Origin of the sequence: Halorubrum lipolyticum DSM 21995, assembly GCF_000337375.1 — an archaeon.
Classification (GTDB): domain Archaea; phylum Halobacteriota; class Halobacteria; order Halobacteriales; family Haloferacaceae; genus Halorubrum; species Halorubrum lipolyticum.
The window spans coordinates 1-14,747 of record NZ_AOJG01000009.1; the positions used below are offsets into that span (position 1 = coordinate 1).

Sequence of the window (14,747 nt, forward strand, 5' to 3'; positions counted from 1 at the left end):
CCCGCCGCTTCTGGCGGCGCTCGCCGCGGCCTACCGGGACGCCGCGCCCGCGGCGGTCGACCCCGACCTCGACGCGCTGCGCGCCGCCGCGCGAGCGGACGAAGACCCGCTCTCGTCGGCCGCGGGTCTCCAGACGCTCACGGTGTTGGCGCGGGACCGGGTCGTCGACGCCCTCGCCGACCGGTTCCACCCGGCCACCCGTCTCGCGGCGCTCGCGGAGGCGGGCGTCTGGGACCTGCGGACGCTCGCGGAGCCGCAGCCGAACGCCGTCTTCGCGGGGCGGTCCGACGGCTGCGCGCTCGTGACAGTGGCAGGCGAGTGCGAGGAGGCGGCGGCCGGGCGCGACGGCGACGGAGAGGGGGGGGCGTGGTGCCGGATCGGCGCCGACGCGACGCTCCACGAGCGCTACGACGGCGTCGTCGCCGACGCGGAGCCGGTCCGGATACGCGCCCCGAGCCGCCACCGGCTGTACGGGGCGCTTCGGGAGCTGTGCGGGGACGCGGTGGCGGACGAGGCCGTGCGACTCCTGGACGCCGACATCGACGCCGACGGCCACGCCGACACCGACGCCGACGGCGATCCCCTCGACCGCGGCGGGGCTCGCGTCCGGACGTACGTCGCCGGCGCGCGCCGCGGCGCCCTCGACCGCGACCTGCGGCGCGCCTGCGAAGACGCCGGACTCGGGAGTTCGGCGACGTTCACCCGGATAAAACGCGACCTCGTCGAGGCCGACCTCCTCGGGACGGAGTCGGTCTCGCAGCCGGTGGGGCGCCCCCGCCAGCGGCTCGTCGCGCGCGGCGCGCTGGCGGACGCGTCGTCGCCGAGCGGGGCGCTCGCGGCGCTTCGAAAAACGGGCTTATAAACGGACGGTCGCGGCGCCTAGTCGTCCTTCGTCTTGATGTCCGCGGAGAGCCCCTGCGCCATCTCGATCTCCTTCGAGTTGTTCAGGGTCCACGCGGTGCGGTCCGTGACCGCCTCGATGGCCTCCCGCGCGGAGGGGTAGCCGTTCCCGGACTTCTTGACGCCGCCGAACGGGAGCTGGACCTCCGCGCCGATACAGGGGAGGTTGCCGTACGCCAGCCCGAGTTCGGCGTGGTCGCGGTAGTAGTTGATCTGGCGGTAGTTCTCGGAGACGACGGCGCCGGCGAGCCCGTACTCGGTGTCGTTCTGGAGCTCGACCGCGCGCTCGATGTCGCCGTCGTACTCCAGGAGCGCGACGTGCGGCCCGAACACCTCCTCGTGGGTACAGCGGAGGTCGGCGTCGGGGTCGGCCTCGTAGACGAAGGGACCGATCCAGTGGCCGTCCTCGTGGCCGTCCGGGATCTCGTCGGCGTCGAGCTCGGTCCGGTCGACGAGCACGTTCACGCCCTCCTCGCGGGCGAGCTCGTTGTACTCCGAGACCTTCTCGAAGTGTTCGGCCTCGATGAGCGGGCCCATGAACGTGTCCTCTCGAAGCGGGTCGCCGACGGCGACGTCTTCGGCCACCTCGACGAACCGCTCTTTGAACTCGTCGTACACGTCCGTGTGGACGATGAGGCGCTCGGAGGAGACGCAGCGCTGTCCCGTCGTCTTGAACGAGGACATCACGGCCGAGTGGACCGCCGTGTCGAGGTCCGCCTCCTCGGTGACGACGATCGCGTTCTTGCCGCCCATCTCGCAGGCGACGCGCTTGCCGGGGACGCCGCCGAGCTTGTCCTGGATGTGGTGGCCGACCTCGGCCGAGCCGGTGAAGACGACGGTCTCGACGTCCTCGTGCTCGACGATCGCGTTGCCGGCGTCGCCGAACCCCTGCACCATGTTGAACACGCCGTCGGGGATCCCCGCGTCGTCGAACATCTCCGCGATGATCTGCGCGCACCACGGGGTCTGCTCGGCGGGCTTGAAGACGACGGTGTTGCCCTCGACCAGCGCGATGGCCATGTGCCAGTAGGGGATCGCGACCGGGAAGTTCCACGGAGTGATACAGCCGGTGACGCCGCGCGGCTTCCGGCGCATGTACGCGTCCTTCGCCGGGATCTCCGAGGGAACGATGTCGCCCTTCGGGTGGCGGGCGTCGCCCGCGGCCCACTCGACCATGTGCGCGGCCTCGACCACGTCGGCCTTCCCCTCCGAGATCTCCTTGCCGCACTCCTTCGTCACGATCTCGCCGAGCTCGTCGGTCCGCTCGCGCAGCTCGTGGTACACGTCCCAGAGGTACTCCGCGCGCTGAATCCGGGAGAGCTCGCGCCACTCCTCGAACGCCGCGTCGGCGGCGTCGACCGCCGCCTCGACGTCTTCCGGGGTCCCGCGCTCGAACGTGCCGAGCGTCTCGCCGGTCGCCGGGTTCTCGCTCTCGAAGGTCTCCGAGCCCGTGCCCGAGACCCACTCGCCGTCGATGTAGTGTTGATACGCGTCCGACATAGGCGGTGGTTTCCGCCGCCACGCCCAAATATCCCACCCGACCATGGTCGGCAGGCTCTTTGTGATGTAGTGCCATAGGAAGGGTAACGATGGCAATCACCGACCCGGGCGGTGCCGAGGAGTGGTCCGGCACCCGGCTCACGCTCGACCTGTGGCACCCGAACTGCTGGGCGATCGAAGCGACGGGACAGACCGACGGCGGCGTCCTCGCCCACGCGATCTACAACTCACCGAAGGCGAACGGCGACGCGCCGAACTCGGTGAACGGGCTGTTCACCGCCTTCGCGGACACGAACGAGGACGTCGAGGAGCTGCTCGACGCGATCCGCGCGTCCGACCGCGCGGGCGACCTCCTCGAACTGCAGGAGCGGTTCGGGCGCGCCCGCGACGCCCCCGGCAACGTCGTGCGCGAGTTCTTCTTGGAGTACGACCCCGCGGACATGATGTGTCCGACGCTGCTTGAACACGGCTTCGTCCACAGCGCTCCCGTCCGGATCGAGGACGGCCGCGAGGAGTGGCAGGTGTGTTTCGTCGGCGAGCGCACGGAGATCCGGGAGTCGCTCGACGCGGTGCAGGAGCGCGCGGGCGCGGAGGTGACCGTCCAGTCGATGTCGTCGTCGGGGCAGCCGGGGCAGTCCCCCCGCGAACAGCGGCTCGACACGCTCACCACGACCCAGCGGGAGGTGTACGAGCACGCCCGCGAGGCGGGGTACTACGAGTGGCCCCGTGAGGCGTCGACGCGCGACCTGGCCGACGACCTCGACGTCTCGAAGACGACGCTGCTCGAACACCTCCGGAAGGCGGAGGCGAAGCTACTGGACCCGTGACCGGCGATCGCCGGCGGCCGACCCCGTCGAACCGCTCGACGGGAGAGACGTTCCGAGCCCGACGCGATCGACAGCGGGAGTGAGTGCTGCAGATCGTCGGTAGCGATGAGATATTTAAATAGTCACGGGCGACGGCGTCGATCGCTTATAAATAGTCGTGCGGTGCGCGAGCCGGTGAGCGGCCGTCAGCCCGCGAAGCGCCTCGCCGCTGGGGCGTTGGAGGTCTTCAGCGCGTAGTCGACAGATAAATAGCCGCCAGCAACACCACCCGATCGCTTATAAACAGCCGATCAACCGAACTGACACACATACTCCCGCAATCGATCACGGGTCATGTCGCGTGATCGGCCGCCGTCGAAGCGAGTCTCTCTGAAGGCCAAGCGCCCGACGGCGCCTGATCACCGATCACCGACCGAAATCCCTCAGCGCCCGACGATCGCCCGCAGCGCGAACAGCGCGTTCGACTTCCGCTCCCGGATCCGCCGGTAGAAGTACGAGAACCACTTGGAGCCGTACGGGATGTACTGGTACACCTCGGCGTCGACGTCGGGGTCGGCGGCGAGGTCGAACTGCGCCGACTCCCGGACCCCGGTCAGCATCTGGACCTCGTAGGGCGTCCCGTGCTCGGCGTGGAGCTCGCTCGCGTACTCGATCATCGCGGGGTCGTGGCTCCCGACGGCGACGCCGTCGTCGAACGCCTCGAACATGTACGCGAGGCAGTCGCGGTACGACTCGTCGACGCGGGCCTTCTCCGTGTACGATATCGACGGAGGCTCGTCGTACGCCCCCTTGACGAGCCGGACCTTCCCGGGGAGGTCGGCGAGGCGTTCGAGGTCCTCGCGCGTGCGCTTCAGGTTCGCCTGCACGCAGACGCCGACGTTGCCGTCGGTCTCGACCGCGTGGCGCTCGAACGCGTCGAGCGTCACGTCGGTGGTCTCGTGGTCCTCCATGTCGATCCAGACGAACGTGCCGGTTCCGTCCGGCCCGGTCGCCGCGGGGGCGTTGGCCGCCTCGACGATGCGCGCGAGGTTCGCTTCGAACACGTCGTCGCCGATGTCGAGGCCGATCTGGCTCGACTTCACGGAGACGCAGGCGTCGACCCCCCGGTCGGCGATCGCCTCCACGAGGTCGACGTACGCGTCCGCGTCCGCGTCGGCGGGGGCCCGGTCCTCGTAGTGCTCGCCGAGGAGGTTCAGGATGCCAGCCACGCCCCGATCGTTGAGGGATTCGACGTGCGCGAGCGCCGCCTCCGGCGTCTCGCCGGCGACGAAGTTGCTCGCGATGGGCGGTATCATACGAACAAGGGAGTACCCGACCGGGATATAACGCCACCCGACCAATTATTTCGTAGTATAATTAAAGATAAAAATCCGATATCGCAAATATTGCGCCACCTGTGGGGTGATATCCGTCTTCACCGACCATGGACGGGTAGGGTTTCAGATACCCGTACGTCCACGGACACTACAGGTAACATATGTCACGAGATAGCATGGACCTGACCGACCGGAGAACGCTACTGAAACTGACGGGCGGAGCGGGCCTCGTCGGCCTCGCGGGCTGTCTCAGCACCACCGACGACGGCGGGGACGGCGACGACGGGAGCGACGGAAGCGACGGAAGCGATGGCAGCGACGGTTCCGACGGCGACGACGGGAGCGACGGTTCCGACGGCGACGACGACTCGACCGAAGCGTACGAGATCGGCATGGTCGACTCGCAGACCGGGTCGCTGTCGTCGTTCGGCGAGCGGAACCAGCGCGGCGTCAACCTCGCCTTACAGCACGTCAACGAGATCGGGATCAACGATCGTGAACTCGATATCAGCGTCGAGGACTCCGAGAGCGAGAACCAGGGCGGCATCGCCGCCGCGCAGAAGCTCGTCAATCAGGACGGCGTCCCGTTCCTCATCGGCGCGGTCGGCTCGGGCGTCTCGCTGGCCATCTACGAGAGCGTCGTCGAGGGGACCGACGTCGTCCAGCTCAGTCAGAACTCCACGGGGCTCGAGCTCACGGACTTCCCGGGGCTGCTCCGGATGTCGCCGTCGGGCCTCAGCCAGGCGAACGCGCTCGCGGACCTCATCGCCGAGGACGGCTACGACGAGGTCGCGCTCACCTACGTGAACAACGACTACGGGCAGAGCCTCGCCGACGCGTTCGTCGACGCGTGGGAGGGCGAGATCGCGTACGAGAACTCACACGACGGGGACCAGTCGTCGTACTCCGGCGTCATCTCGGAGATGGACAGCTCCGACGCGGAGGCGTGGCTGTTCATCACCTATCAAGCGGAGTTCGCGACTATGGTCAACGAAGTGTTCTCGTCCGGGTACGAGGCGCAGTTCTACGGCGCCGACTCCGTCTCCGGCGACGACGTGCTGGAGAACACTCCCGAGGGGAGCATGGACGGCATGAAGATCGTCGTGCCGTCCGCGCCGGTCGAAGAGGAAAACTATCAGACGTTCGCGTCCGCCTTCGAGGACGAGTACGACCGGCAGCCGACCTCCTGGGCGGCGTACGCCTACGACTGCGTCATCAACGCCGCGCTCGCGATCCAGGCGGCCGACGAGTTCACCGGGGAGGCGCTCCAGGACACCGTGCGGCGCGTTTCCGGTCCCGACGGCGAGGAGGTGACCTCCTTCGAGGCCGCCAGTGAAATCCTCGCGGACGGCGGCGGCCCGGACGACGTCGACTACCAGGGCGTCAGCGGCCCCATCGACTTCGACGAGAACGGGGACCCGATCGGGTTCCTCCAAGTGCAAGAGGTCCAAGATCACGACTACGAAGGCATCGACTTCATCGAAGGCTGATCCCGACAGATGACCGTCCTCGGATACCTAGCGAACGGGCTCGTCTTCAGTAGCATCATCGTCCTCGGGAGCATCGGGCTGTCGCTGGTGTACAGCATCGCCGACTTCGCGAACTTCGCGCACGGCGACACGATGACCATCGGCGCGTACACGGCGCTCGTGACGTTCGGCGCCGTCGGCGGGCTCGGCGGCGCGGTGTTGGGGCTGCCGTACGGTTTCTTCCTCGCCTTAGTCGTGGGGATCGCCGTCGCGGCGATCGTCGCAGTCGGCACCGAGAAGCTCATTTATGAGCCGCTTGACGTCGACTCGATCGGGCTGTTGATCACGTCGATCGGGATCGCGTTCATCTACCGCGCGGTGATCCAGATCCGGTTCGGCTCCGACTTTACCCGGTTCGGGATCCAGTCGCTGCGCCCGATCGAGACGCTCCTCCCGTACGGTGTCCGAGTGACGCTCCACGACGTGGCGATCGTCGCCTCGGCGGTCGTCCTCGTCGCCGGACTACACGTCCTGTTGCAGTACACCGACCTCGGCCGGAAGATGCGCGCGATGGCCGACAACCCGGACCTCGCGCGAGTCAGCGGCATCCGAACGAAACGGGTCAAGCTGTGGACGTGGGTCATCGGCGCCGGGCTCGCCGGCGCGGGGGGCGTGTTCCTCGGACTCTTTAACCAGCTCTCGCCGCGGATGGGATTCAACCTCCTGTTGGTCATCTTCGCGGCGGTGATCCTCGGCGGGATCGGCTCCGTCTACGGCGCGATGGCGGGCGGCTTCCTCATCGGCATGATAACCCAGTTAACGCCGTTCTTCTCCAACGTCGTCGAGGCGCTACCGATCGGGCCGGGGTGGCTCGCGACCCTGCTCGAGAATCTGATAACCATCGAGTACGCGAACGCGATCGCGTTCGTGATCATGGTCGTCGTGCTGTTGATCCGTCCCAACGGGATCGCCGGGGAGGGGGCGACATGAGCTTCCTCGATGACCCGAAAGGGGCGTTCGCCGACCTGACTCGTCCGGAAAGATGGGTGCTCGGTGTCAGCGTCGCGTTCATGCTGTTCCTCCTCGGGGCGCTGCTCACCGGCGCGCTCGGCCCGACGTACTTCCTGTTCCTCGTCGGGCTCGCCGGGATGTACGCGCTGCTGTCGTTCGGACTCAACGCCCAGTGGGGGTTCACCGGCCTGATCAACTTCAGTGTCGCCGCGTTCTTCGGGATCGGCGCGTACGGCTCCGCGCTGATGACCGCCGAGAGCTCGCCGATTGCGGGCGGGTTCAACCCGCTCGTCGGGCTCGTCGTCGCGCTCGTCGTCGCGCTCGTGTTAGCGCTGCTCATCGGCATCCCGACGCTCCGGCTCCGGGCCGACTACCTCGCCATCGCCTCGCTCGGACTGGCGGAGGTCGTCCGGCTGGTCGTGCTCAACGAGCGCTGGCTGACGAACGGGAGCGCGGGGGTGCGCGGCATTCCGAGCTTCTTCCAGGGGTGGCCGGTGCTCTCGACGTTCCCGGAGACGATGCCGGGGCTCCGGCTGGTTGTGATCCCCGGCTCGCCGATCATCCTCGGGACGTCGTTCTGGCAGTCGCTGCTGAACGTCCTGCTCGTGCTCACGTTCGCCGGCGTGACGTTCTTTGTCCTCCGACGCGCGCACCAGTCGCCGTGGGGCCGGGTGCTGCGCACGATCCGGTCCGACGAGGACCTCGCGCGGGCGCTCGGGAAGAACACCTACTCGTTCAAGATGCAGTCGTTCATCCTCGGCAGCCTGATCATGGCGCTGGCGGGCGTGTTCTACACCCACCTGAACCTCTACGTCGGTCCGGGCGATCTGGACCCGATCACGACGTTCTACGCGTGGGTCGCGGTGATACTGGGCGGCAGCGGCTCCAACCGCGGTGCGCTGTTCGGCGGCATCGTGATCGTCACGATCCGCGAGGGGACCCGCTTCCTGAACGACGTGGCGCTCCCGATAGACCCCGCGCCGATGCGCCTGCTGTTGATCGGGGTCGTGATCGTCGCCGTCATGCGCTACCGGCCGCAGGGAATCCTCCCGCCGCAGCGGGAGCTGATCTGGCCGAGCGCCGTCGACGACCGGGGGACGCCGGAGACGCCGGACAGCGGCGTCCGCGAACAGAAAGGAGGTGGTGGCGATGAGTGAGGGCGCGCTCCCCAAGGAGGACGCCGTCCTCCGCGTCGACGACCTCCAGAAGTCGTTCGGCGGGCTCGCGGCGACCGATCACGCGACGTTCGCGGTCGAGCGCGGCACCATCACCGGGCTCATCGGGCCGAACGGCGCCGGGAAATCGACGCTGTTCAACCTCATCTCCGGCTTCTACGAGCCGGACGGCGGGACCGTCGAGGTGAACGGGACCGACGTGACTGGGATGGAGCCGTACGAGGTCGCCGAGCACGGGCTCATCCGGACGTTCCAGACCCCCCGCAAGCTTGAGGGGATGACGGTGCGCGAGGCGATGCTCGTCGGGCCGCGGAACCAGCCCGGCGAGTCCTTTATCAAGCTGTTCGCCACGCCCGGGTCGGTTTCAGAGAGCGAGTCGGCGAACCTCGCCGACGCGGAGCGGATCTTGGAGGACTTCGAGATCGACCACCTCGCGACCCAGCCCGCGACGGACATCTCCGGCGGCCAGATGAAGCTCGTCGAGCTCGCGCGGGCGATGCTCGCCGAGCCGGAGGTGCTGCTGCTCGACGAGCCGGTCGCGGGGGTGAACCCGACGCTGGCGAAGAAGCTCAAAGAGCAGATCCGACGGCTCAACGAGCAGGGGACGACGTTCCTGCTGATCGAACACGACATGGAGTTCGTGATGGACCTGGCGGACCCGATCGTCGTCTTGGACCAGGGGCACGTCCTGACGGAAGGGACCCCGGAGGGGGTCAGAAACGACGATCGCGTCATCGACGCGTACCTCGGAGGCGGCACATGAGCGACGACACCACTCGGCCCGCAGGGGCCACCGACGGAGCCGGTCCCGTGCTCTCGCTGTCGGGCGTCGACAGCGGGTACGGCGAGGTACAGGTGCTCGACGACTGCTCGGTCCGGCTCGACCCCGGCGAGATCGTCTGTCTCGTCGGTCCGAACGGGGCCGGGAAGTCGACGGTCCTCAAGACGGCGTTCGGGATGTTGACGCCGTGGACGGGGGCCGTCGAGTACCACGGCCGCGACATCGGCGGGATGGCGCCCGAGGAGATCGTCCGCGAGGGGATCGGGTACGTCCCCCAGACCGACAACGTGTTCGGCTCGCTGACGATCGACGAGAACCTCCGGATGGGCGGCGTCGCCCGCGACGGCGGGCTCGACGAGGTGATCGAGACGCTGTACGACCGGTTCCCGATCATCGACCGGAAGCGGACCGCGAAGGCGAAGACGCTCTCCGGCGGCCAGCGGCAGGTGCTGGCGTTCGCCCGCGCGCTCGTGATGGAGCCCGACGTGCTCCTCATCGACGAGCCGTCTGCGGGGCTCGCGCCCAACACGGCCGACGACGTGTTCGAGGACGTCCAAGAGGTCAACGACATGGACACGGCGATCCTGATGGTCGAACAGAACGTGACGAAGGGGCTCGGCATCTCCGACCGGGGGTACGTCCTCGATCAGGGGACGGTCCGCTTCGAGGGCACGCCGGAGGAGCTGCTCAACGACGAGGAGGTCTCCCAGCTGTACCTCGGCGGCTGAGTCTCCGCGCCTTCCTTTCGCGACTCACCCCCGAATGTCATCCGGTATCGGTCGATACGCGTTCGCGCTCGCACCCCTCGCAGCCGCGGCGCTGTGGGGCGGGATGTACGTCGTCAGCAAGTGGGGGTTCGCGCTGATCCCGCCGGTGACACTCGGCTTCCTCCGGGTCGCGCTCGGGGCCGGCGCGCTCTGGCTCGTCGTCGCCGGCCGCGGCGGGCCGGCGCCGTCCCGCGACGAGTGGCCGGCGTTCGTCGTGTTGGGCGGCTGGGTGACGCTGACGGTCGCGACCCAGTTCGTCGGGACGGAGCTGACCAACGCCAGTCAGGGATCGTTATTAACGGTTCTCACGCCAGTGTTCACGGTTCTGCTCGGCGCGGCCGTGCTCGGCGAGCGCGTCACGGCGGCGAAGGCCGGCGGGATGACCGTCGCCGGCGTCGGGACCGCGGTCGTCCTCGCCGGGCAGTACGACCTCGCGTCGACGGCCGCGGGCAACGCCCTCGGCGTGGCGCTGCTCTTAGTCGGCAGCGCGGCGTGGGCGGGCTACACCGTCTGGGGGCTCCGCGCGGTCAGGCGTCACGGGGCGCTGCGAGCGGCGACGTACTCCTCGCTGGCGAGCGTCCCGATGCTCGGTCTCCTCGCCGCCGGCGAGCTGTGGCGCCTCGGGATCTCGCCGACCGACATCCCGCTGACGGCGGAGTCGGTCGCGGCCGTGCTGTACCTCGGACTGGCGTCGACGGCGGCGGCGTGGTACCTCTGGTACAAAGGCCTCGAGTACGTGCCCGCGGGAACGGTCGCCGTCTTCTTCTTCGCGCAGCCCGCGGTCGGGGCGGCGCTCGGGGCCGCGCTGCTCGGCGAGTCGCTCGGGTCGGGGTTCCTCGCCGGCGGCGCGCTGATGACCGTCGGGATCTGGGTCGTGAGCCGTGAGCGCGCGGGGACGACGGAGGGCACAGCGGACGCGGCCGCGGAGTGATCGGCGGGCGACCGCGCGGCGACGCCGGGCCTCACGTCGCCCGCTTCTCCAGTTCGCCGGTGAGCCCGGCGGCGTCGAACTCGTGGTCGGGACGGATCGCGACGAAGTCGAGGAACTGCCGGGCGGCCAGAATCTCGTCGGTCGAGTAGCTGCCGAGCGCGGCGTCGACCGCGTCGGCGGCGCCGATGAGGGGTTCCAGCGCGGCGAGGGCGCTCGCGAGGTCGTACGACCGCGCCGACTCGCGCCCCTCCTCGCTCACGTTCGTCGCGTCGATGACGTAGAGGTCGCCGTCGCGCACGAGGACGTTCTCGGCGCGGAGGTCGCCGTGGGCGAGCCCGGCGTCGTGGATCGTCCGGAGGGTGGCGAAGAGCGACGGGGCGAGCGCCGCCACATCCTCGGCGTCGAGCTCGTCGAGCGTCCGGAACTCGGGGAGGTACTCCAGCACGAGGACGCCGAGGTCGCCGACCTCGATCGCCTCGATCGGCTCCGGGGCGTTGACGCCGATCTCGCGGACCTTCCGCGTGGCCTCCAGCTCGTGGCGCGCCATCTCGTAGGGGGTCTCGTAGCGCTCGAAGAAGCCCTCGGTGCCCGCGGAGAAGGCGCCGAGGTTCCGCCCGGTCGTGAACAGCGCGTGGACGAGCGTGTTCTGGCGAGTGATCACCTTCACGAACAGGTCGTCGTCGATCACCATCGGGGTCGACAGCCAGTTGTCGGCGTCGAGGAAGCGCACCCGCATCTCGTCGCGGTCGTACCGGTCCGCCAGCTCGCGGACGACCCGCTCGATGTCGGGCCAGTCCACGCGACCGCGCACGAGCCGGCGGAGCTCCATGGACGGTCCGAGGCGACCCCGACGCATAAATGGTCACGTCGGACCGGCGCGGACGACGCGATTGTGCTCGTCGGCGTCCAGCGAGATCGATCACGGTCGTTCGTATCGTTTATGCCGCCGCGTCGCAATTCTTGCCCATGGACTTCGAGCTGCCCGCGGAACACCGAATGATCCGCGACACCGTCCGGGACTTCTGCGAGTCCGAGATCCGGCCGATCGCCCAGGAGATCGAGGACGAGCACCGGTTCCCCGACGAGGTGTTCGCCGACCTGAACGACCTCGACGTGATGGGCGTTCCGGTGAGCGAGGAGTACGGCGGGCTCGGCGGCGACCAGCTCATGTACGCGCTCGTCACGGAGGAGCTGGGCCGCGTCTCCGGCGGGATCGGGCTCTCGTACGCCGCTCACACCTCGCTGGGCGCGAAGCCGATCGAGCTGTTCGGGACGCCGGCGCAGAAGGAGGAGTGGCTCCGGCCGCTGGCCGAGGGCGGCGAAATCGGCGCGTGGGCGCTCACGGAGCCCGGTAGCGGCTCGGACGCCTCGAACATGGACACGACCGCCGAGCGCGACGCGGACGCCGGCGAGTACGTGCTGAACGGGACGAAGCAGTTCATCACGAACGCGAGCGTCGCCAACAGCGTCCTCGTGAAGGCCGTCACCGACCCCGACGCGGGCTACGACGGCATCTCGACGTTCATCGTCGACCCCGACGACGACGGGTTCGAGGTGACGACGGTCTGGGACAAGATGGGGCTCAACTGCTCGCCCACCTGCGAGATATCGCTGGACGACGTGCGGATCCCCGAGGACCGCCTGCTCGGCGAGGAGGGCGACGGGTGGACGCAGACGATGAAGACGCTCGACGGCGGGCGGATCTCCATCGCCGCGCTCTCGGTGGGGCTCGCGCAGGGCGCCTACGAGGCCGCGAAGGAGTACGCCGGCGAGCGCGAGCAGTTCGGCAGGCCGATCGCGAAGTTCGACGCGATCCGCGACAAGGTGGTCCACATGCACCGGCAGACGGAGCGCGCGCGCCTGCTCACGCACAAGGCGGCGACGAGATACGACGCCGGCGAGTCGGTCACCCGGGAGTCCGCGCTGGCGAAGCTCGACGCCAGCGAGGCCGCCCGCGAGGTGGCCGAGGAGGCGGTCCAGACGCTCGGCGGCTACGGCTACACCACCGACTTCGCCCCGCAGCGCTTCTACCGCGACGCGAAGCTGATGGAGATCGGCGAGGGGACGAGCGAGATCCAACACGTCGTGTTGGGGCGCGAGTTGGGCCTTTAAACCGGAGAGTCGACGTTTATAAACGAGCCCGCTCGTCGCCTCGTGTGACCCCGTCTCCTGCGCGGGGCGTCTGTCCGGCGACGTAGACGACACGGAGTCGGTCGTTTCGGGAACTGCGTGGGCTTCTCGATCAATTGCGGGAGTAGGTATAGCACGTCGCGAGTGAGACCATTTATAACCGATCGAGTGGTGTCGCCAGCGGTGGTTTCTGAACAATCGACGACGCGGTGAACACCTGCAAAGCCCCAGTCGCGAGGACCTCCGAACGTCGTTCCTGCTCGCTTCGCTGCGCGGGCTGCGACGTTCGTGGTCCCGCTCGCGTTGCTCGCGGGACTCGCGCGGCNGGACCTCCGAACGTCGTTCCTGCTCGCTTCGCTGCGCGGGCTGCGACGTTCGTGGTCCCGCTCGCGTTGCTCGCGGGACTCGCGCGGCTCGCTGCGCTCCTCGTTCAGTCGCTACCGCTCCTTCACTGCGGTGCTTACGTCGCCGGACTTCGCCCTCGCAACTGCCCCTTTGAGTCCCACCCCGTACCGCACAGCAACCGCACCTCACACCTCCCCAGCCTCGTCGGACCGGCGCGACTGCGCCGGTCCGACTCCCTCGTGCGGGCTGTCGCCGGCGGCTTTGCCGCCGGCTGCCAGAGGGACCTCCGGTCCCTCGCTGCTCGCGCCCGGTGGGCGCTCGCAGGCGCACGCCACCGCGTCGCTTTTATAAGCGATCGTCGCTGTGGCTCACAGCTATTTACATATCGTATTGTCACCACCGACCTGCAATACCTACTTCCACTATCGCGCACCGCTGTTCCGGAATACCCGCGAATTTTGCGCGCCGTCACCGAGAGATCGCCAGCGGAGTGCGGTCGACGCCCGCCCTACAGGTTCCGCTCGATGTACCGATTCATCGACCGGACCCGGTCGGCCTCGAAGGTCCAGAGCCCGCGCCAGATCCGCGGTTCGGTCTCGACCGCGAGCAGTCCCACGCCACCTTCGATCCCCCGCTTGAGGTCGTTTCCGGGGTCGACATCGACCGAATGAGGGCCCTCCAGCGGGCGGTACACCACGAACCAGCTGTCGGTGAAGTCCCGGGTGTCGCCCCCGTGGATCACCGCGTCGAGGTCGCGCGGGAGGTCGTCCGGGACGCCGTAGAGGTGGGTGTCGACGCCGGCCGTCGACACGCGCTCGTACACGCTTCGCGTGCCGACCTCGTCGTCGATGCGCGAGAGGCGCTGAAACGACGAGCGGAGCGTCCCGTCGCCGGCCTGCCACGCGGCTCGCTCGATGAACCGCGAGATGGTGATGAGCAGGAGCTTCTGTCGGTTCGACTCGGGATACCCGCGCAGCGTGAAGGTCGTGTCGGTGAGCCCGCTGATCACCGACGGCAGGTCGACGTCATCGAGCGTCCGAGCCCCGGTGACGTACAGGTCCGAGTTCACGAGCAGCACCGCGTTGCCGAGCTCGTCCAAGGTCGACCCCGCGATTACCCGGTCGCCCTCGACGAGCAGCGCGAGGTTTTCCAGTTCCCCGAGCCTGTCACCGTCGAATGGCACGTCCTCGTGCCGCCGGAGCGCGTCGACGTTAATCGCAGGGCAGTCGTCTCCGGGCTCGGGTCGGTCAGCGGGCTGTCGCGTCGCGCTCGCTCCGTTCCGGTCGGTGATCCGATCCGTCGTGAACTCCCGGGTCGTGAGCTCTTCGCCGGGGTCGGAACGACCGCCATCGGTTTCGCGCTCGTCGGACTCGCCGCCGATCAGTCCGCCCGTGTCGCCTGGTCGTTCGATACCTCCCATGGTCTCGTCGACCACGTTCACCGCGTCTTCCCCGAACGTGTCGACGAGCATGTTCAACACGGGGTCCGGGTCGGTGCGGTTGACGACGACGATGGACCGATCGGCGCCGTCGAATTGGTCGAGGAACTGTGCGAGCGTCACGTGCTTTGGCTATCAGATATCCAGAAATAAACGT

General features: G+C 68.5%; 13 protein-coding genes. 9 read left to right on the forward strand and 4 right to left on the reverse strand.

Going from position 1 to position 14,747, the window contains the following annotated elements; genetic code table 11:
- Positions 1–862, forward strand: an 862-nt coding sequence (locus C469_RS03205) for a transcriptional regulator TbsP domain-containing protein (RefSeq protein WP_008003832.1), incomplete at its 5' end; no start/stop codon positions are given.
- Positions 863–879: 17 nt separating this feature from the next.
- On the opposite strand, the gene C469_RS03210 is transcribed toward C469_RS03205, so the two are convergent.
- Complete coding sequence (locus C469_RS03210) at positions 880–2,400, reverse strand: aldehyde dehydrogenase family protein (RefSeq protein ID WP_008003833.1); 1,521 nt, start codon at positions 2,398–2,400, stop codon at positions 880–882.
- Between the two features lie 89 nt (positions 2,401–2,489).
- Between C469_RS03210 and C469_RS03215 the strand changes: the two genes are divergently transcribed.
- Positions 2,490–3,227 (forward strand): helix-turn-helix domain-containing protein, encoded by a 738-nt coding sequence (locus tag C469_RS03215; protein ID WP_008003834.1) that lies wholly within the window; start codon positions 2,490–2,492, stop codon positions 3,225–3,227.
- Positions 3,228–3,649: 422 nt separating this feature from the next.
- On the opposite strand, the gene C469_RS03220 is transcribed toward C469_RS03215, so the two are convergent.
- The gene (locus C469_RS03220; protein WP_008003835.1) at positions 3,650–4,522 is read right to left on the reverse strand and encodes a proline dehydrogenase family protein; all 873 of its coding nucleotides are present in this window, start codon (positions 4,520–4,522) and stop codon (positions 3,650–3,652) included.
- Between the two features lie 182 nt (positions 4,523–4,704).
- Here C469_RS03220 and C469_RS03225 point away from each other — a divergent pair, with 182 nt between their 5' ends.
- Genes C469_RS03225 through C469_RS03250 form a run of 6 tightly spaced genes read left to right on the forward strand, consistent with a single transcriptional unit; the run spans position 4,705 to position 10,677 of the window.
- Entirely contained in the window at positions 4,705–6,033 is a 1,329-nt protein-coding gene (locus C469_RS03225) for an ABC transporter substrate-binding protein (RefSeq protein ID WP_049910980.1), read from the forward strand.
- Between the two features lie 9 nt (positions 6,034–6,042).
- Complete coding sequence (locus C469_RS03230; RefSeq protein WP_008003837.1) at positions 6,043–7,002, forward strand: branched-chain amino acid ABC transporter permease; 960 nt, start codon at positions 6,043–6,045, stop codon at positions 7,000–7,002.
- Positions 6,999–8,180 carry a branched-chain amino acid ABC transporter permease gene (locus tag C469_RS03235; protein WP_008003838.1) on the forward strand — a complete coding sequence of 394 codons (1,182 nt, stop codon included), beginning with the start codon at positions 6,999–7,001 and terminating at the stop codon, positions 8,178–8,180. The genes C469_RS03230 and C469_RS03235 overlap by 4 nt, the downstream gene beginning before the upstream one ends.
- On the forward strand, positions 8,173–8,961 hold the full coding sequence (locus C469_RS03240; RefSeq protein WP_008003840.1) for an ABC transporter ATP-binding protein: 789 nt from the start codon (positions 8,173–8,175) through the stop codon (positions 8,959–8,961). Before C469_RS03235 ends, C469_RS03240 begins: the two co-directional genes overlap by 8 nt.
- Positions 8,958–9,707: an ABC transporter ATP-binding protein gene (locus C469_RS03245; RefSeq protein WP_008003841.1), complete on the forward strand. Its 750-nt coding sequence runs from the start codon at positions 8,958–8,960 to the stop codon at positions 9,705–9,707. The genes C469_RS03240 and C469_RS03245 overlap by 4 nt, the downstream gene beginning before the upstream one ends.
- A gap of 34 nt (positions 9,708–9,741) precedes the next feature.
- Positions 9,742–10,677 (forward strand): DMT family transporter, encoded by a 936-nt coding sequence (locus C469_RS03250; protein WP_008003844.1) that lies wholly within the window; start codon positions 9,742–9,744, stop codon positions 10,675–10,677.
- Between the two features lie 31 nt (positions 10,678–10,708).
- Here the strand turns inward: C469_RS03250 and C469_RS03255 are convergent, their stop codons facing one another.
- A complete protein-coding gene (locus C469_RS03255; RefSeq protein WP_008003846.1) occupies positions 10,709–11,506 on the reverse strand; it encodes an RIO1 family regulatory kinase/ATPase domain-containing protein in 798 nt (265 codons plus the stop codon).
- A 137-nt stretch (positions 11,507–11,643) separates the two neighbouring features.
- On the opposite strand from C469_RS03255, the gene C469_RS03260 reads away from it, so the two are divergent.
- Positions 11,644–12,789, forward strand: coding sequence for an acyl-CoA dehydrogenase family protein (locus C469_RS03260; RefSeq protein WP_008003847.1), 1,146 nt, complete (start codon positions 11,644–11,646; stop codon positions 12,787–12,789).
- An 871-nt stretch (positions 12,790–13,660) separates the two neighbouring features.
- On the opposite strand, the gene C469_RS03265 is transcribed toward C469_RS03260, so the two are convergent.
- A complete protein-coding gene (locus C469_RS03265) occupies positions 13,661–14,713 on the reverse strand; it encodes a hypothetical protein (RefSeq protein ID WP_008003848.1) in 1,053 nt (350 codons plus the stop codon).
- Between the last annotated feature and the right edge of the window lie 34 nt (positions 14,714–14,747).